Origin of the sequence: Thioclava arctica (assembly GCF_040892615.1) — a bacterium.
Classification (GTDB): Bacteria; Pseudomonadota; Alphaproteobacteria; order Rhodobacterales; family Rhodobacteraceae; genus Thioclava; species Thioclava arctica.
The window spans coordinates 363428-380812 of record NZ_JBFRYC010000003.1 but is presented as its reverse complement, the minus strand read 5'-3'; the positions used below and the strand labels follow the sequence as shown (position 1 = coordinate 380812).

The 17385-nt window shown below is 58.5% G+C and carries 16 protein-coding genes; 11 read left to right on the top strand and 5 right to left on the bottom strand.

The genetic code is table 11. The features are described 5' to 3' along the window. Nucleotides 1–75: 75 nt before the first annotated feature. The 3 genes from AB4874_RS07445 to AB4874_RS07435 all read right to left on the bottom strand — a co-directional run bounded on the left by AB4874_RS07445 (nucleotide 76) and on the right by AB4874_RS07435 (nucleotide 2229). A complete protein-coding gene (locus AB4874_RS07445; protein ID WP_368391502.1) occupies nucleotides 76–1380 on the bottom strand; it encodes a flagellin N-terminal helical domain-containing protein in 1305 nt (434 codons plus the stop codon). 215 nt (nucleotides 1381–1595) lie between these two features. Then, entirely contained in the window at nucleotides 1596–1940 is a 345-nt protein-coding gene (locus AB4874_RS07440) for a flagellar protein FlgN (protein WP_368391501.1), read from the bottom strand. Beyond that, nucleotides 1927–2229, bottom strand: a complete 303-nt coding sequence (locus AB4874_RS07435; RefSeq protein ID WP_295535635.1) for a rod-binding protein — start codon at nucleotides 2227–2229, stop codon at nucleotides 1927–1929. The genes AB4874_RS07440 and AB4874_RS07435 overlap by 14 nt, the downstream gene beginning before the upstream one ends. Before the next feature lie 73 nt (nucleotides 2230–2302). Between AB4874_RS07435 and AB4874_RS07430 the strand changes: the two genes are divergently transcribed. Then, nucleotides 2303–4375, top strand: coding sequence for a flagellar hook-length control protein FliK (locus AB4874_RS07430; protein ID WP_368391500.1), 2073 nt, complete (start codon nucleotides 2303–2305; stop codon nucleotides 4373–4375). Between the two features lie 9 nt (nucleotides 4376–4384). Continuing rightward, a complete protein-coding gene (locus tag AB4874_RS07425) occupies nucleotides 4385–5050 on the top strand; it encodes a flagellar hook capping FlgD N-terminal domain-containing protein (protein WP_368391499.1) in 666 nt (221 codons plus the stop codon). Here the strand turns inward: AB4874_RS07425 and ubiB are convergent. Further along, nucleotides 5047–6576 carry a 2-polyprenylphenol 6-hydroxylase gene (ubiB, locus tag AB4874_RS07420; protein WP_368391498.1) on the bottom strand — a complete coding sequence of 510 codons (1530 nt, stop codon included), beginning with the start codon at nucleotides 6574–6576 and terminating at the stop codon, nucleotides 5047–5049. The two genes, AB4874_RS07425 and ubiB, sit on opposite strands and share 4 nt — an antisense overlap. Beyond that, the gene (gene ubiE, locus AB4874_RS07415; RefSeq protein ID WP_368391497.1) at nucleotides 6577–7329 is read right to left on the bottom strand and encodes a bifunctional demethylmenaquinone methyltransferase/2-methoxy-6-polyprenyl-1,4-benzoquinol methylase UbiE; all 753 of its coding nucleotides are present in this window, start codon (nucleotides 7327–7329) and stop codon (nucleotides 6577–6579) included. It lies immediately after the preceding gene. 89 nt (nucleotides 7330–7418) lie between these two features. Here ubiE and mutM point away from each other — a divergent pair, with 89 nt between their 5' ends. The 9 genes from mutM to gyrB all read left to right on the top strand — a co-directional run bounded on the left by mutM (nucleotide 7419) and on the right by gyrB (nucleotide 17370). Beyond that, nucleotides 7419–8264, top strand: coding sequence for a bifunctional DNA-formamidopyrimidine glycosylase/DNA-(apurinic or apyrimidinic site) lyase (gene mutM, locus AB4874_RS07410; protein ID WP_295537277.1), 846 nt, complete (start codon nucleotides 7419–7421; stop codon nucleotides 8262–8264). A gap of 87 nt (nucleotides 8265–8351) precedes the next feature. After that, nucleotides 8352–9128 carry an enoyl-CoA hydratase gene (locus tag AB4874_RS07405; protein ID WP_295537275.1) on the top strand — a complete coding sequence of 259 codons (777 nt, stop codon included), beginning with the start codon at nucleotides 8352–8354 and terminating at the stop codon, nucleotides 9126–9128. A gap of 207 nt (nucleotides 9129–9335) precedes the next feature. Next, nucleotides 9336–9602, top strand: a complete 267-nt coding sequence (gene rpsT, locus AB4874_RS07400; protein ID WP_295537274.1) for a 30S ribosomal protein S20 — start codon at nucleotides 9336–9338, stop codon at nucleotides 9600–9602. 483 nt (nucleotides 9603–10085) lie between these two features. Continuing rightward, complete coding sequence (gene dnaA / locus AB4874_RS07395; RefSeq protein ID WP_295537272.1) at nucleotides 10086–11450, top strand: chromosomal replication initiator protein DnaA; 1365 nt, start codon at nucleotides 10086–10088, stop codon at nucleotides 11448–11450. Nucleotides 11451–11565: 115 nt separating this feature from the next. Then, nucleotides 11566–12684 carry a DNA polymerase III subunit beta gene (gene dnaN, locus AB4874_RS07390; RefSeq protein ID WP_295537271.1) on the top strand — a complete coding sequence of 373 codons (1119 nt, stop codon included), beginning with the start codon at nucleotides 11566–11568 and terminating at the stop codon, nucleotides 12682–12684. A 52-nt stretch (nucleotides 12685–12736) separates the two neighbouring features. Then, on the top strand, nucleotides 12737–13795 hold the full coding sequence (gene recF, locus AB4874_RS07385; RefSeq protein ID WP_368391496.1) for a DNA replication/repair protein RecF: 1059 nt from the start codon (nucleotides 12737–12739) through the stop codon (nucleotides 13793–13795). Further along, a complete protein-coding gene (locus tag AB4874_RS07380) occupies nucleotides 13792–14220 on the top strand; it encodes a VOC family protein (protein WP_295537267.1) in 429 nt (142 codons plus the stop codon). Before recF ends, AB4874_RS07380 begins: the two co-directional genes overlap by 4 nt. After that, the gene (locus tag AB4874_RS07375) at nucleotides 14217–14837 is read left to right on the top strand and encodes a LysE family translocator (protein ID WP_368391495.1); all 621 of its coding nucleotides are present in this window, start codon (nucleotides 14217–14219) and stop codon (nucleotides 14835–14837) included. Before AB4874_RS07380 ends, AB4874_RS07375 begins: the two co-directional genes overlap by 4 nt. An 82-nt stretch (nucleotides 14838–14919) precedes the next feature. Beyond that, nucleotides 14920–17370 (top strand): DNA topoisomerase (ATP-hydrolyzing) subunit B, encoded by a 2451-nt coding sequence (gene gyrB, locus AB4874_RS07370; RefSeq protein ID WP_295537263.1) that lies wholly within the window; start codon nucleotides 14920–14922, stop codon nucleotides 17368–17370. Nucleotides 17371–17385 lie beyond the last annotated feature (15 nt).

Below are 17385 nucleotides of genomic sequence, written 5' to 3'. Positions count from 1 at the left end.
CCTGTGACTGGATACATCAGATCGCGGCTTTTCCGCGGTGAAAGGGGGCGCCAGTTTCGGCGCCCCCCTATGTCATCAGCGGAACAGCGACAGGATGTTCTGTGGCTGCTGGTTCGCAATCGATAGCGCCTGAATACCCAGCTGTTGCTGGGTCTGCAGGGCTTGCAGACGGGCCGATGCCTCTTCCATATCCGCATCGACAAGCGCGCCGATCCCCGATTTCATCGAATCCGACAGGTTGGAAATGAAGCTGGACTGGGTTTGAATGCGCCCCTCAGCAGAACCAAAAGCTGAGGCGGCATCAATCGACTTGCCGATCAGCGTTTCAATATTGCTCAGGGCTGCGGTCGCACCAGCGTCCGAAGTCACGTCGATATTGGCCAGCGTTCCCAAACCACCAGAGGCAGCATCGGTGCCTGCGGTCCCGCCACTCGTGGCACGCAGACCGACATCGATATCTGTACCCGAGTTGTTGGTGATCGTGATTTGATTGTCAGTCGCCCCAAGCACAGCAGTGTAGCTGCCATCAGTAGCCGCTTCGAAGAAGGAGTTGATCTGATTCAGCAAATTCTTAGCAACATCGGCCGTACCATCGGAATCCCCGGCAACGTATTGGAAGGTACGAGATCCGTTGGCGGTACTGCCATCTGCTGTCTTGATGTCCAGACCGTCGAGAGCCATCTCATAACCGATGCCTGCAGCGACTTGGCCAACGGTGACAGTCGCGGTGCCACCGCTTGCCGTAACCGTTGCCGGCGCTGTCAGCGCGCTGGCTGCCGCGGTTTGGGTCGTACCAGCGCCCGAAATGTAATCCGGTGCAGCGGCTGCCAGATCTCCCGCACCAAAGTTCTGCGCCGTGACCGGCGTGGTCACCGACAGGTTTTGACGCCCGATGTTGATCGTGCTGGCGTTTACGTTCCCGCTCGAGTCGCGATCAAGCGACGAAAGGACGTTCATCGAATCACTGCTCGTCCCGTCGATCAGGTTCAGGCCGTTGAACTGAGCCGCACCGACAACCGATTTAATTTGATCGGTCAGCGCTTGGATATCGGTTTGAATCTTGGTGCGATCGACGTTCTCTTCTTGGGCCGCGACGATCTTGCCCTTCATTTGGGTCAAAAGGTCGGTCACGGTTTCCGACGCCTGACGCGCAACGGCAACCGTCGATTCGCCGAGTGCCAAGCTGTCAGAGATCCCCGAAAAGCCCTTCACATCAGATTCCATGACCTTGGAAATCGCCCAAACAGCGGCGTTGTCTTTGGCCGAGGAAATCGATTTACCGGTCGAGATTTCCGATTGGGTCATCGCCAGACCCGAGTTGATGCCTTTGAGAGTCTGCAGCGCGACCATTGCGCTGGTATTCGTCAGAATGCTGGACATGTCATATTCCTAATTTTTTGGCGCTTTACGCCAGATTTTCTAAGCCGTTCTTTGAAACGGCGCTCATGTCATTCTGACCGTTGCGCTGCGTTTTATTGCGACGCGCCATCACATTTGATGCAGGTCCTAGATTGCACAGCTTGCCCTAATGAAATGCTAAGGCCGGCGCTGTGGCCGGCCCAAATTCATGAGAGTTTTCTTTAATGCTTAATGGCTTATACACGATGTTCGAGAGAGCCGTCGCCACGTCGGATCGGTTTGACCTGGCCGGATTTATCATAGGCATTGAACCCTTTAGACGCACTCAAGATTGCATTGAGGCGGCGCTGAGCAGCCCGCACGCCCTCAAGCGCGGCAGCAAGCAGGCGTTGGTTGTCAGCCGCGATGACGCGCAGCTCGTCCAGTCGCGCCGGGCTCGACCCCGCCAGATCGGCAATCAGAGCCTCTTTCCGATCCGCGATCTCGATGAGCGCCGAAAAATCACCGGCACGAATCGCATCCCGTTCAAGGCGCAGCAAATCAATCAGCGCCGTCGTTTTGTCCTCTTCAGTTTGAGCCATTCTTGGCCTCCCGCGCTTTCATTGCCTCAAAGATCGTCTCGGCCAGTCCAATTCCGCCAGCTTCAGCCATAAGCTGTGACTGCTCTTGCCGCAAAAACGAGGAAAATTGCTCTTCGCCGACACCGCCACTGAACGCCCCTTCAGTGTCACCAAGACCCGCGTGTTTGAGCATCTCTGCCAAGAAGTTCGCCTCAAGCTTGACCGCCGCCTCTCGCATCTCCGCCTCATGCTGTGTCGGCGGGGCGGGTTGGGGCGGGGCGGGTTGCGTGATTGGTTGTGTCGGGGTCATGGATCCCTCCAATTGATGCGAATTTTTCTGACTGTGCCATGGCGAGGTAAAGAATCGGTAACTCTCTGCTGACATGCTGGACAAGCCACAGACAGAAAGTCTTGAAACCATGATTCCAATTGCCACGACTGACCCGCTCGCCCAGAAATCTTCAGCCTCCGGCCGCGCTGGCGGCGCTGCATGGATGCAAACAGATCCGCTTGGAGCGCAGTTTTCTCTCGACTTTGGGCTTCGCACGCAAAAAGCGGTGGCTACAGATGTGGCGACGCGCACAGCGCTGCAAGGATCGGGCAGCGTCTTGACCGACGCGACCTTGAAGGACGCACTTAGCGTCGATGTAGGTGCAACGCAGAATCTCACGACAAAGACACCGCCGAGTAATGTTCAAATTGGGCCCGAGATTGCGAATTTTGCAACCCATCTTCCTGCGGTCGAAACTCTCTCGGATCAAGTCATTGCGCCAACCCAAATAGTCCAGGGCACGCCGAATCTTGCGTCACTGCAGGCGGCAAATGATGGCGCAATCATGCAAGCGGACCCGGCCTCGTCCGCTCAACAGAAACCGTCAGAACATGACTCGATGTCCTCAGATATCGCCTTTCAACCTGTGTCGGACACAGTTGCTGCTTGGCCTCCTACAGCTACAAACATGCCCAGCAGAGACTCCTCGGCTGCCCCCGTGTTGACCACACAAACCGCATCTCCAGAGGACAAATTATCGGCGCAATCAAATCAGATCGCGCAAGATACCGCGGAAACGTTGCAGCCGATCCGACACAGTCTTGATGACTCCACAGTGCGCAGTCGCCAAAGTATCGCACCAAATACAAACGCCTCAGATCGGCCCCTAAAAGAGGATGCACTGCCGGTATCCGAAAAACCCTCTCGGGGCAAAAATCAGTCTGCCAATAGTACCCGTTTCGAACAAAACGCGGCGTTGCATGCGACAGACCACGTTCGACAAAAACTCGACACTGTGCAGTCGACCAAAGTCACGACTTCTTTGCAGGCTGGCCCGACTGGTTCCGCATCAACGGACACATCGTTGTACGCTGTGACGGCGCTAGGTCAGACTTTCCAAGCACTGGCAAACGCAGCTAGCGCACCGCTCGCGCATGTCGAAAACACGCAAAACAGCCAAATACCTGCTCCCGCCAGACAGCACCAAGTCGATGTCCTGCCTTTACAAGCCGATGCCAAAGCTTTGGGGCAATCGGTTCAAATCACGCCCAATGTCAGGCCGATGCACCAGCCTGTAGAATACATAGGTGATAGCGGCACCGCTGAAACGGCAACTCTTCAGCCGGAGTTAAAGGGCGATATCACTATTCAAAAAGAAAACAGCAAGTCTGAAGATTTCGCCGCACGCGGCCCCGCTTTTCCGAAGCCGGAATCGGTCGCCATAGCCGGCGGACCGCAAGCCGCCTCTCTCGTGAACGACAAAACCAAATCTTCCGATCACACCGCGTCCGATCTCACATCTCTCTCGTCGCATGACGGTGAAACAGCACGAAAAGTGGCAACACCCACACAACCTATTCCGATAGCGGCGCAGCCGACGGCTCCTGCCGCGACCATAAACCCGGCTCACGTTCAACAAATGCAAGCAATAGAGCAAGACACTGACGCAGCGTTAGACCCAACTGGGGATGTGTCAGTCGACACAGCGGGCGCGACCCAAGGCAGCTCCTCCGTGCGCGGCGAGGCAACCGGACACACCGCGACTGCGACGCCGAACATGGCCCAATCGGTCAGCCGCCAGGTCGCGATTGCCGTTGCACAGATGCCCGATCAACCTGTGGAAATCGCGCTTTCCCCCGAAGAACTGGGACGTGTTCGACTGGTTCTGCATGCGTCCGAGCACGGCATGGTGGTAAGCGTGCAAGCTGAGCGTCCCGAAACCCTTGATCTGATGCGCCGCAATATCGGCATGCTCGCTGCGGATATGCGCGATTTGGGCTATAGTGAGCTAAACTTTACCTTCAGCGATCATCCCCAGCAGCAGTCTCGCCACCCCGAGCCGGAGGCCAGCGCAGAGATGATTAGCGGGCGCGGAAATCGCAACACCGACGCACCCGCCACCGTTCGCCCCCCCCCAATGCCCCCTCTTGCCGAAAATGCCTCTGGGCTTGATCTGCGCATCTAGGAGAAAGCCATGACAACCATTTCCCCCGTCACCACATCGACCACCACAACGGCAGCGCAGTCGAGCACAAGTTCGAAGACGGAAATCAGTGCAGATTTCCAGACATTTCTGACGATGCTCACAGCGCAAATGCAAAACCAAGATCCGCTGAACCCGGTCGACAGCACCGATTACGCGACCCAGTTGGCGACGTTCTCGGGGGTCGAGCAACAGGTAAAAACCAACGATTTGCTGCAAAACCTTGCCGCACAAATGGGAGCTTCCGGGATATCGGAGCTTGCGGGATGGGTCGGGATGGAAGCGCGCGCCGAAGCGCCCGCCTGGTTTGACGGCAGCACGCCCGTGACGCTTGCGCCAACCCCTGTTCGCGGCGCAGATCAGACGGTGTTAGTGGTCAGCGATGCCAGCGGGACCACCGTCGCGCGCGAGGCGATTGCCCCGACCAATGAACAGGTCTCATGGACCGGGAATGATGGCTCTGGCGGCATCCTGCCCGAGGGGGTCTATTCCTTCAGCCTCGAAAGCTATAACAGCGGCACGCTGATTGGCACGAATACGGTGGAAACCTACGGCCACATCACCGAGGCGCAAGGCGGAACAGATGGCACGCAGCTGATCCTGAAAGGCGGTACAGTCATTTCAACCAGCGACGTCAAGGCCTTGCGCGAAGGCTAAAGCAGCTCGCCCAGAATCACACCGATCACCACAAGCACCACAGCAGCCGCCCCCAACAGAACATAGGGCCAACGGCGGGGTGCGAGCGGTACAAAGGTCGGTTCGTTTTGCCTGCGGATCGCCGTTTTGATCAGATCGGGGAGTTCGGGCCCAAACCGCGCCAAGACATGCACCGTTCGACGCAGATCGCGCAGCGCCGCGCGCGGGCCAAGACTTTCGCGAATGTATTTCTCGACCACGGGCTGGGCCACGTCCCACATATTGATGCTCGGATGGAGTGAACGCGCCACCCCCTCGACCACGACCATGGTGCGCTGCAACAAGATCAACTCGGTGCGGGTCTGCATTCCAAAACGTTCCGTCACCTCGAACAGATAAGCCAGCAGGCGCGCCATCGAGATATGCCCCGCATCCATGCCAAAGATCGGCTCACCAACGGCGCGCAGCGCCAACGCAAATTCCTCGACATCTTGATCAGCCGAAACATAACCCGCCTCGAAATGGACCTCGGCCACACGACGATAATCGCGCTGGATAAAGCCCATCAGAATTTCGGCATATACCCGGCGGGTATATTCATCGATCTGTCCCATGATTCCGAAATCATAGGCCAGCACGTCGCCATTCGCCGCAACCTTGAGATTGCCGTGATGCATATCGGCGTGGAAATACCCGTCGCGCAACGCATGGCTGAGAAACAGTTGCAACACCCGTTCGCCCAGCGCCTGCACGTCATGTCCTGCGGCAACCAACCCGGCCCGATCGCCCATCGGCAGCCCCTCGGCCCAGTCCAGCACCATCACGCGCTTGGCCGAAAGATGCCAAATCGGCTGGGGTACCTTGAACCCGGCATCGCCCTTGGTATTGGCCCCGAATTGCGACGCCGCCGACGCCTCCAGCCGTAAATCCAGCTCTCCAGAGACAACCGATTCGAAGTGTTTGACAACCTCAGTGGGCCGCAGACGACGTGACGCGGGAGAGAGGAACTCAATCATCCCCGCGACAAAATGAAACGCGTCAATATCGCGGCTGAACGCCCGCTCAATCCCCGGCCGCAAGACTTTGACCGCAACTTTTTCCCCCGTATCGGCGCGCCGCGCGGCATGGACTTGCGCGATCGAGGCGGCTGCAACGGGTTCTGAAAACTCCATGAACAGCTCATCCGCCGAGGCGCCCAACTCTTGGGCAATCATACGCTTGGCAATCGCACTGTCGAAGGCGGGCAATTTGTCTTGAAGAACACGCAGTTGGTCGGCCAACTCCTCGCCCACAACATCGGGGCGCGTCGAAAGAATTTGGCCGAACTTGATATAGGCGGGGCCCAGTGCGGTGATCGCCCGCGTCACCGGCGGCAAGGCCTCATCGCCCTTGTAGCCCAGCCACGCAAAAGGCCAACTGATCGCATATGCCAAGGCGCGCAGCCGCGGCGGCGCATCCATCGCCTCAAGCGCCTGATGCATCGCCCGCGAGCGCACAAAGGTCGCACCGGTGCGGATCAGACGCCAAATGTTATGCGGTCCGCGCATTCAGAGCTTCCAGCCAGAATGCAGCGCCGCGATTCCAAGCGAGAGGTTGCGATAGCTGACATTGCCGAAGCCAGCGGCGCGGATCATCGTCGCAAAGCTTTGCTGATCGGGGAACTTGCGGATCGATTCGACCAGATATTGATAGCTGTCACAATCCCCGGCCACCATTTCACCCATCTTGGGAATGATATTGAACGAATAGAGATCATATGCCTTTTGCATCATATCATTCGGGATCTGGCTGAATTCCAACACCATCAACCGCCCACCGGGGCGCAGCACGCGATAGGCCTCGGACAGGGCATCGGCGATGCGGGTCACATTCCGAATGCCAAACGAGATCGTGTAGACATCAAAGCTTTTATCCGCAAAGGGCAGCGCCATCGCATCGCCCACCACCCAATCAAGGCTGTCGGCCATGCTCTCGGCCTCGGCGCGTTTGCGCCCTTCGATCAGCATCGGCTCGGTCATGTCGCACACGGTCGCATGCGCCTGTCCCGCGCGCTTGAGAAAGCGAAACGCCACATCCCCCGTGCCGCCGGCAACATCCAGCAGCCGCTGACCGGGGCGCGGCGCAAGCCAATCCATCATCGCGTCTTTCCAGACACGGTGAATGCCCATACTCATCAGGTCGTTCATGATGTCATACTTCGAGGCAACGCGAGAGAACACGCCATGGACCATCCCGGCCTTAGCGTCTTCATTCACGGTCTGATAGCCGAAATGCGTGGTCTTGGAACTGTCTGCAGTCATGGTTATCGCCTTCAGGACCTTGCCGATCGAAAATTCTCCCCCTTCTTATAGGGGCCGATCCGGCCATTACAATGCGACAGGAGAGATCAATGCCCGAACTGCCCGAGGTCGAGACGGTACGACGCGGCCTTGCCCCGGCGATGGAAGGAGTGCGCATCGCGCGGGCACAGGTGAACCGCCCCGATCTGCGCTGGCCCCTGCCCGAACGCATGGCAGAACGCCTGACGGGCACGAAGGTCGAGCGGCTGCGGCGACGCTCTAAATATATCCTTGCTGACCTGGATAGCGGGGAAAGCCTGCTGATTCATCTGGGTATGTCAGGGCGGATGATGGTGTCGGGCGTGATGCTGGGAGAGTTTCATCTCGACCACCCCGCGCCGCTGAAACACGATCATGTGGTGTTGCATATGGAAGGTGGCGCGCGCGTGACCTTTAACGATGCGCGTCGGTTTGGCGCGATGGATCTGGTGCGCACCGATCGCGAGGCGGCGCATTGGTTGCTGGCAGGGCTTGGCCCCGAACCCTTCGGCAATGATTTTCACGAAGATTATCTGATTGAGGCGCTCAAACGCCGGGCCACACCGATCAAATCCGCGCTTCTGGATCAGCATGTCGTCGCGGGCCTTGGCAATATCTATGTCTGCGAGGTGCTCCATCGCGCGAAAATTGACCCGCGTCGCCAAGCCAAACGGATTGCCACGAAACGCATCGCCAGTCTCGTGCCGATCATTCGCGAGGTGCTGTCCGAGGCGATCGCGGCAGGCGGATCGAGCCTGCGCGATCATCGTCAAGCCGACGGCGAATTGGGATATTTTCAACACAGTTTTCACGTCTATGACCGCGAAGACGCGCCCTGCACCGCCTGTGGCACAACGATCCGGCGCATAGTACAAGCAGGGCGTTCCACGTTTTTCTGCCCGACATGCCAAAAGTGACGCAGCGCACAGGGCGGAACAAGGTGCTTGATCTGCCCTTCTCACCTGATAGGACTCCCGTTCAAAGTTAAGGAAAGGCAAGACCGCATGGCCTACCAGACCCTGATCGTCGAGATCGAGGATTATATCGCCCTGATCCGACTCAATCGCCCCGACGCTCTTAATGCGCTCAACGCTCAATTGCTGGGCGAGTTGGTCGATGCGCTGAAATCGGCGGATGAAAATGACAAAGTGCGTTGCATCGTCATCACCGGTTCGGAAAAGGCGTTTGCCGCCGGTGCCGACATTAAAGAGATGTCGGAGAAGAGCTTTGTGGACATGTTCACAACAGACTACTTCGGCCCCGAAGCCGAGGCGATCACGCGCACCCGCAAACCCATCATCGCAGCAGTGTCGGGCTATGCGCTTGGCGGTGGGTGCGAATTGGCACTGATGTGCGATTTCATCATCTGTTCGGAAAGCGCAAAATTCGGCCAGCCCGAAATCAACCTTGGCGTCATCGCCGGGATCGGCGGCACGCAGCGCCTGACCCGTTTCGTGGGCAAGGCGAAGGCGATGGACATGCACCTGACCGGACGGTTCATGGATGCGACCGAGGCCGAGCGCTCGGGGCTGGTCAGCCGCGTTGTGCCCAATGCCAAGCTGATTCCCGAAGCGATGGCCGCCGCGAAAAAGATTTCCGAGAAATCCATGCTCGCCGCCGCCGCGGCGAAAGAAGCCGTGAACCGGTCGTATGAAACGACGCTGCGCGAGGGCATTTTGTTTGAGCGGCGCTTGTTCCACGGGCTGTTTGCGACCGAGGACCAAAAAGAGGGCATGGCGGCCTTCCTCGAAAAGCGCGAGCCGCAATTTCGCGACAAATAAACGAGTCGCTTGTGGTGCGATTGCAGTTGCAGACGGGGCTTCGGCCCCGTTTCGCATTTGAGGGCTTTTCTTTGCGCCCCTTTTACCGTAGAGACGCCGCTTACATGCGCGTGGAGCCCGCTCAGGCTAGAATCAACTAGGTTCGCTGGAACCCGGGCTGTCGTGCAATTTTGATATTTGAACAGACCCGGAAAGTGGGAAGACACCATGGCAAACACGCCCCAGTCCAAGAAACGCGCCCGTCAGAACGAGCGTCGTCAAGACATCAACAAAGCGCGTCGTTCGCGCATTCGCACCTACCTGCGCAAAGTCGAAGAAGCGATCGCTTCGGGCGATCAGGATGCAGCAACCACTGCGTTGCGTGCCGCTCAGCCTGAATTGATGCGTGGCGTGACCAAGGGCGTTGTTCATAAGAACACCGCTGCACGCAAAATGTCGCGTCTGGCCTCGCGCGTGAAGGCGCTCTCGGCTTAAGCGTTTCAAAAGCAAATAAAATGAAAAGAAATTGGGCGCCCATTCGGCGCCTTTTTTCATTTTTATAGCCTTTTCAAAACCTTATCATAAAAGTGTTGCCATTTTGCGCAGCCCCATCAGATTCGTTTTTGAAATTCCGCAGTCAAGTGAAAAGGTCAGTTGCCTGCGCGCTAACCGAATTGCTAGTTTCACGAAGCGATTCACGTCGCCTTGGGGGACATAACGAATTTTTCTACTAGCGAGGACGGCTATAAGTCTGCCGTTTTAAACAAATTAGCGCCGCAACCTCGCTTTGGGAAAATCCGATTCCGATTCTATAGGGCACCTGCCCTTGGCTTCGGCAGTTAATGCTGCAACCGACCTTTGTCGGGCGGCGGTCTGTGTCCCATTGCTGTGCGCGAAACGGCTGCCAACCGTTTCGACCGCGACAGACCCAAGGCGTCTTTCGTCGCAACTTGATGTATGAATTCGATGGGCGGGAAAATGACGGACGAAACCTGGGGGCAGGTCTGCAATCAGCTTCAGAAAGCTGTCGGACAAAATAACTACACAACGTGGATTGCACCGTTGGAGCCCGTTGGGCTGTCCGATGGCATCGCGTCGTTTCACGCACCAACCAAATTCATGCGGGACTGGGTGTCGCGCAATTTCGCCGAACCGATTCTGCGCGAACTGCGTCATGCCGGTGTGATCGTCGAGCGTATCGAAATTCTGGTGCTCAAGCATCGCCCCGCCAATGCGGCACCGGCACCGACGCACGCCTCTGCACCGCCAGCCCGCAAAATCGTTAGCAATCTGGATGCCCCCCTGCCCAGCGCTCCGCTTGATGGGCGTTTCACTTTTGACAGTTTCGTCGTCGGCAAACCGAACGAGCTGGCCCATGCTGCGGCCAAACGCGTTGCCGAAGGTGGCCCGGTCAGCTTCAACCCGCTGTTCCTGTATGGCGGCGTTGGTTTGGGCAAAACCCACCTGATGCACGCGATTGCCCATGACCTGCGCCAGCAACGCCCCGATCTGCGCGTCCTTTATCTTTCGGCCGAGCAGTTCATGTATCGCTTCGTGCAAGCGCTGCGCGACAAGCAGATCATGGACTTCAAAGAAATGTTCCGCTCGATCGACGTGCTTATGGTCGATGACGTGCAATTCATTGCAGGCAAAGAAAGCACGCAAGAAGAATTTTTCCATACGTTCAATGCCTTGGTAGATCAGGGCAAACAGATCGTGATTTCGGCAGATCGTGCCCCCGGCGAGATCAAGGACCTTGAGGAGCGGATCAAGTCGCGCCTGTCCTGCGGCCTTGTCGTTGATCTCCACCCGACCGATTACGAACTGCGCCTTGGCATCTTGCAGACCAAGACCGAAAATTACCGCACAGAATATCCGGGGCTGCAAATCGCGCCCGGCGTGCTCGAATTCCTTGCGCATCGCATCACCTCGAACGTGCGCATTCTCGAAGGGGCCCTCACACGGCTATTCGCCTATGCCTCGTTGATCGGGCGCGAAATTACGCTGGATCTGGCGCAAGAGTGCCTGAAAGATCAGCTGCGCCAATCCGAGCGCAAAGTCACCGTCGAAGAAATCCTGCGTAAGGTGGCCGAGCACTATAATGTGCGCCTGTCCGATCTGGTCGGACCGAAACGCATGCGCGCCATTGCGCGTCCCCGTCAGGTTGCGATGTTCTTGTCGAAATCGCTGACCACGCGGTCGCTGCCCGATATCGGGCGTCGCTTTGGCGGTCGGGATCACACCACGATCATGCACGGGATTCGCAAAATCGAAGAACTGCGTGCGTCTGATTCGCAACTTGCCGAAGATATCGACATGCTGCGCCGCCTTCTGGAAAGCTGAAACGGCCACCCGGGCTTGACGCTTGGTGCAAAGCAACCGAATGTCTCGGAAAATCTATTGTGCCGGCGCGGTAAGGTGATACGTTGCCTGCCCCGGACACTCATGAGGGATCGATATGAAATTCAGCATTGAACGCGCTGTGCTTCTCAAAGCCGTTTCGCAGGCCCAGTCAGTGGTTGAACGCCGCAACACGATCCCGATCTTGGCAAATGTGCTGATCGAGGCCGAGGGCGACACCGTGCAGTTCCGCGCCACCGATCTGGATATCGAGGTGGTGGACAAAGCGCCCGCCAAGGTCGAACAGGCTGGCGCGACGACCGTTTCGGCGCTGATGCTGCATGAAATCGTACGCAAATTGCCCGATGGCGCGCTGGTCGCGATTGCCGATGATCCCGCAGCCGGGCGGTTGAGCGTGCAAGCCGGGCGCTCTAGCTTCAACCTTGCCACGCTGCCCAAAGAAGATTTTCCGGTCATGGCAAGCTCGGAATACACGGCCAATTTCACGGCCAAGGCGGGCGTGCTCAAGCGCTTGTTTGATAAGTCGAAATTTGCCATCTCCACCGAAGAGACCCGTTATTACCTCAACGGCGTTTACATGCATGTCGCGACGGGCGAGGATGGCCAGGTGCTGCGCTGCGTGGCGACAGATGGGCACCGTCTGGCGCGCATCGACGCCGCCCTGCCCGATCACGCATCCGACATGCCCGGCGTCATCGTGCCGCGCAAGACGGTAAACGAAATGCGCAAGTTGCTGGATGACGACGATCAGGAAATCGCGGTCTCGGTGTCTGAAACCAAAGTGCGTTTCGCAACGCCTGCGATCACGCTGACCTCAAAGGTTATCGACGGCACCTTCCCCGATTACACGCGCGTCATTCCGGTGGGCAACACCCGCCAGCTGGAAGTGGATGCCAAAGAATTCGCCAAAGCCGTGGATCGCGTGGCGACGGTGTCTTCGGAACGCTCGCGCGCGGTCAAGCTGACGCTTGAGGCGGATAAGCTGGTTCTTTCGGTCAATGCGCCGGATGCGGGTGCGGCCGAGGAAGAACTGGTCGTGGCCTATAATGACGAGCCGCTCGAGATCGGGTTCAACGCGAAATACCTACAAGAGATCGCCGATCAGGTGGATCGCGAAAACGCGGTATTCCTGTTCAACTCGTCGGGCGATCCGACCTTGATGCGTGAAGGCGGCGATACGTCGGCAGTCTATGTCGTGATGCCGATGCGTGTGTGACGCCTGTCGGATGCCTCCGGCGGGAGTATTTCGAGCTAGATGAAAGAGAGCGATGCTGCGTGAACTGACGATCTTGCAGTTCCGCTCGCATCGGCGTGCCGAGATTGCCTTTGATGGGCGGCCTGTGGCGATTTACGGGCCGAACGGGGCCGGAAAAACCAACATTCTAGAGGCGGTATCACTATTTTCCCCCGGGCGCGGTTTACGGCGCGCGCAGGGCGATGAGTTGATGCGCCGCGATGAGGCCGTTGGCTGGAAGCTGCGCGCGCTGACGCAAGCGCATGAGATCGAGACCTCTGCCCTGCCCGGCGAGCCACGCCGCGTTGAGATCGACGCCAAGGCCGTGCCGCAAATCGCGCTGGCGCAAATTTTGCGGGTTCTGTGGCTGGTGCCCTCGATGGATCGGCTTTGGATTGAGGGGGCCGAGGGGCGGCGGCGGTTTCTGGACCGGATGGTGATGAGCTTTACGCCCAGCCATGCCGAGGCCACGTTGACCTATGAGAAAGCGATGCGCGAACGCAATAGGTTGCTCAAGGATATGGTGCGCGACCCGGCTTGGTATCATGCGCTAGAGGGCCAGATGGCCGAGGCGGGAGCCGCCATTCGCGCCAACCGCGCCGATGCACTGGCCCGGATTGCAGCCGCCCAAGATGGGGCGGCGACGGCGTTTCCAGCAGCCAGTCTGGCGCTCGACAATCAGGGCCCCGAAGACCTTGCCGGGGCGCTTGAGGCCAATCGGTCCCGCGACATGGCGGCGGGGCGCACGCTGGAGGGGCCGCATCGCGCCGATCTGCTGGCCACCTATAGCGAAAAGAATGCCCCCGCCTCGCTCTGTTCGACGGGCGAGCAGAAGGCCTTGCTGATCTCGCTTATTCTGGCCAACGCGCGCGCGCTTTCCGGAGAGACGGTGGTGCTTTTGCTGGATGAGGTCGCGGCCCATCTGGACTCTGCAAGACGTGCAGCGCTTTATGACGAAATCTGCGCACTTGATGGGCAGGTTATGATGACGGGAACGGGCGCGGAGCTGTTTGACAGCCTTGGATCGCGCGGCCAGTTTCTTGAGGTATTCGAGGGTCCGACCGGCTCGCAGGTGCAAGAGGGCACGCCATGACTTACCCGGTACAGCGCGTCACACTGATCACGCTGGGCGTGGCCGATCTGGGACGCGCACAGTCATTCTATGCGGCCTTGGGCTGGCAGCCTGCGCAGCAACAAGAGGGCGTGGCATTCTACCAGCTGAATGGGCTGGTTTTGGGTCTGTTTGGCCATGCGGACCTTGCCAAGGATCAGGGACGCGATGCGGCCGATCTGGGCACAGGCGCGATGACTTTGGCGCAGAATTTCGACACGCTCGAAGATGTGGACGCCGCGTTTGAGCAAGCGCTTGCCGCAGGTGCTACGGTGCTTAAACGTCCCGAAAAGGTGTTTTGGGGCGGTTATTCGGGCTATTTCGCAGATCCCGACGGCCATGTCTGGGAGCTTGCCCATAATCCGTTCTGGCCCTTGGCCGATGATGGAGGCCTGACCCTGCCATGACCCTCACCTTGGCGCAGATTGCGCTGTATTCCGGCGCGCTGTTCGTGCTGTTCCTCACCCCCGGCCCGGTCTGGCTCGCGCTGTTGGCACGCAGCATGTCGGGTGGGTTTGCGGCCGCTTGGCCGCTCGCGCTTGGTGTCACCGTCGGCGATATGATCTGGCCAGCATTGGCCATCCTTGGCGTTTCGTGGCTGGTCCAGGAATTCAGCTATTTCCTGATCGTTCTGCGCTGGATCGCCGTGGCGGTATTCATCGGCATGGGTTTTTTGCTGATCCGCCACGCTGATCATAAAATCAGCTCGGACAGTCGCCTGACACGGCCCGGCAAATGGGCGGGCTTCGTCGCGGGCCTGATCGTGATCATTGGCAACCCCAAGGCGATCTTGTTTTACATGGGCATCCTGCCGGGTTTCTTTCCGATCGCGACAATGACATGGGCCGATATTGCGTTGGTCAGCCTGATTTCCGCGATCGTGCCTTTGACGGGAAACCTGATCCTTGCCAGCTTTGTCGACCGCATTCGCAGCTTTGTCACAAGCCGGGGCAAGTTGGCACGGCTCAACCGGATCGCGGGTGGGTTGATGATTGCCGTCGGAGTTTTGATCGCGTTCACATGAGACCCCTAAATCTTGTGTCTCAGGCGTGACATTCCCCGGCCTATCCCCTATAAAATCCATAGATAAATAAGGACGGGCGAGCATGGCCGAAAATACTCCGAACAATAGCGCTTATGGCGCCGATTCCATCAAGGTTCTCAGGGGCTTGGAGGCGGTTCGCAAACGTCCTGGCATGTATATCGGCGACACCGATGACGGGTCTGGTCTGCATCACATGGTTTATGAGGTCGTCGATAATGGCATCGACGAGGCTCTGGCCGGTCACGCCGACTATGTTCACGTAAAAATTCACGCCGACAGCTCGGTCTCTGTGCGCGATAACGGGCGCGGAATTCCGGTTGGTATTCACACCGAGGAAGGCGTCTCGGCGGCCGAGGTCATCATGACCCAGCTGCATGCGGGCGGCAAATTCAACAACACCGACACCGATGGCAATGCCTACAAAGTCTCGGGTGGCTTGCACGGGGTTGGCGTTTCGGTGGTCAACGCGCTGTCTGACTGGCTGGAACTGACCGTCTGGCGCGATGACAAGATCTACAAGGCGCGCTTTGAACATGGCGAATGTGTCGAGCATGTGCATGTCGTGGGTGATGCGCCGGGCGAAAAGGGCACCGAGGTGCGGTTTTACGCATCGAACAAGGAAACGAGCCCCGAGGGGACGTTTTCCAACCTCGATTTCCAGTTCTCCACGCTCGAAAAGCGTTTGCGCGAGCTGGCTTTCCTCAATTCCGGCGTCCGCATCCTGATCGAAGATGAGCGCCCCGCAGAGCCGCTGCATGTCGAGTTGCACTATGACGGTGGCGTGCGCGAATTCGTGAAATATCTCGACCGCTCGAAGACCCCCGTGATGCCCGAGCCGATCTATATGGTTGGCGAAGTACGCGGCATCGGCGTTGAGGTCGCGTTGTGGTGGAATGACAGCTACCACGAAACGGTGCTGCCCTTTACCAACAACATTCCCCAGCGCGATGGCGGCACCCATATGGCCGGTCTGCGCGCGGCCTTGACCCGCACGATTACGAAATACGCTCAGGAAAGCGGCATCGCGAAACGCGAGAAAGTCGATTTCACCGGCGATGACGCGCGCGAAGGTTTGACCTGTGTTCTGTCAGTCAAAGCGCCTGATCCGAAATTCTCCAGCCAGACCAAAGACAAGCTGGTGAGTTCCGAGGTGCGGCCTGCGGTCGAAAACCTCGTGAACCAGAAGCTGTCTGAATGGTTCGAAGAAAACCCGACCGAGGCCAAGCAGATCGTCGGCAAGATCGTCGAAGCGGCCCTTGCGCGCGAAGCCGCCCGCAAGGCGCGCGAATTGACCCGTCGCAAGACGGCGATGGATGTGGCCTCGCTGCCCGGCAAGCTTGCCGATTGTCAGGAAAAAGACCCAGCCCTGTCCGAAGTCTTCCTCGTCGAGGGGGATTCCGCAGGGGGATCCGCCAAGCAGGGTCGTGAGCGGAAAAATCAGGCGGTGCTGCCGTTGCGCGGAAAAATCCTGAACGTGGAACGCGCGCGGTTTGACCGGATGCTTGGCTCGGACCAGATCGGCACGCTGATCACCGCGCTTGGCACCGGCATTGGCCGCGATGAATTCAACATCGACAAGCTGCGCTACCACAAGATCGTCATCATGACCGATGCTGACGTGGACGGCGCGCATATCCGCACGCTTCTGCTGACCTTCTTCTTCCGGCAAATGCCCGAACTGATCGAGCGTGGGTATCTCTATATCGCGCAGCCGCCGCTCTATAAGGTCGCGCGCGGCAAGTCCGAAGTTTACCTCAAGGACCAAACCGCGCTGGACGATTACCTGATCGAACAGGGCGTCGATGGTGCGATATTGCGGCTCAATACTGGCGAGGAAATCTCGGGTCAGGACCTTCGGCGCGTGGTCGAAGAGGCCCGCGTGATCAAGCGTATCCTTGGCGCCTTCCCGACCCATTATCCGCGCCACATTCTGGAACAAGCGGCGATCGCGGGCGCGATGTTGCCCGGCAAACTGGATGCCGATGCGCAGGGCGTGGCCGATGCGGTGGCCGAGCGTCTTGATCTTGTCGCGCTGGAATATGAGCGCGGCTGGCAAGGTCGCCCGACGCAAGATCACGGCCTGCGCCTGACCCGCGTTCTGCGCGGTGTCGAAGAGGTGCGCACCTTGGACGGCGCGGTTCTGCGTGCGGGTGAGGCGCGGCGTCTGGGCCAGCACACCGACACGATGAACGAGGTCTATGACCACCCCGCCAAGCTGATGCGCAAAGAGCGCGGGATCCTGATTCACGGCCCGCTGGAATTGCTCGATGCGATCTTGCAAGAGGGCGAAAAAGGCCTGTCATTGCAGCGCTATAAAGGTTTGGGCGAAATGAACCCCGAACAGCTTTGGGAAACCACGCTCGACCCGTCCGCACGCACCCTTTTGCAGGTTCGCATCGAAGACGTGGCCGAGGCCGAGGACATCTTCTCCAAGCTGATGGGCGACGTCGTCGAACCGCGCCGCGAGTTCATCCAACAAAACGCGCTATCGGTCGCGAATCTGGACTTCTAAGCTGATGTAGGGCGG

Excerpts from the sequence above, each read along its gene's own strand:
- AB4874_RS07440 (WP_368391501.1), bottom strand. The coding sequence starts at position 1,940 with ATGGCTCAAACTGAAGAGGACAAAACGACGGCGCTGATTGATTTGCTG.
- AB4874_RS07445 (WP_368391502.1), bottom strand. The coding sequence starts at position 1,380 with ATGTCCAGCATTCTGACGAATACCAGCGCAATGGTCGCGCTGCAGACT.
- AB4874_RS07375 (WP_368391495.1), top strand. The coding sequence starts at position 14,217 with ATGACCCTCACCTTGGCGCAGATTGCGCTGTATTCCGGCGCGCTGTTC.
- AB4874_RS07425 (WP_368391499.1), top strand. The coding sequence starts at position 4,385 with ATGACAACCATTTCCCCCGTCACCACATCGACCACCACAACGGCAGCG.
- dnaA (WP_295537272.1), top strand. The coding sequence starts at position 10,086 with ATGACGGACGAAACCTGGGGGCAGGTCTGCAATCAGCTTCAGAAAGCT.
- AB4874_RS07405 (WP_295537275.1), top strand. The coding sequence starts at position 8,352 with ATGGCCTACCAGACCCTGATCGTCGAGATCGAGGATTATATCGCCCTG.
- gyrB (WP_295537263.1), top strand. The coding sequence starts at position 14,920 with ATGGCCGAAAATACTCCGAACAATAGCGCTTATGGCGCCGATTCCATC.
- ubiB (WP_368391498.1), bottom strand. The coding sequence starts at position 6,576 with ATGCGCGGACCGCATAACATTTGGCGTCTGATCCGCACCGGTGCGACC.
- AB4874_RS07435 (WP_295535635.1), bottom strand. The coding sequence starts at position 2,229 with ATGACCCCGACACAACCAATCACGCAACCCGCCCCGCCCCAACCCGCC.
- ubiE (WP_368391497.1), bottom strand. The coding sequence starts at position 7,329 with ATGACTGCAGACAGTTCCAAGACCACGCATTTCGGCTATCAGACCGTG.
- AB4874_RS07430 (WP_368391500.1), top strand. The coding sequence starts at position 2,303 with ATGCTGGACAAGCCACAGACAGAAAGTCTTGAAACCATGATTCCAATT.
- rpsT (WP_295537274.1), top strand. The coding sequence starts at position 9,336 with ATGGCAAACACGCCCCAGTCCAAGAAACGCGCCCGTCAGAACGAGCGT.
- AB4874_RS07380 (WP_295537267.1), top strand. The coding sequence starts at position 13,792 with ATGACTTACCCGGTACAGCGCGTCACACTGATCACGCTGGGCGTGGCC.
- dnaN (WP_295537271.1), top strand. The coding sequence starts at position 11,566 with ATGAAATTCAGCATTGAACGCGCTGTGCTTCTCAAAGCCGTTTCGCAG.
- recF (WP_368391496.1), top strand. The coding sequence starts at position 12,737 with ATGCTGCGTGAACTGACGATCTTGCAGTTCCGCTCGCATCGGCGTGCC.
- mutM (WP_295537277.1), top strand. The coding sequence starts at position 7,419 with ATGCCCGAACTGCCCGAGGTCGAGACGGTACGACGCGGCCTTGCCCCG.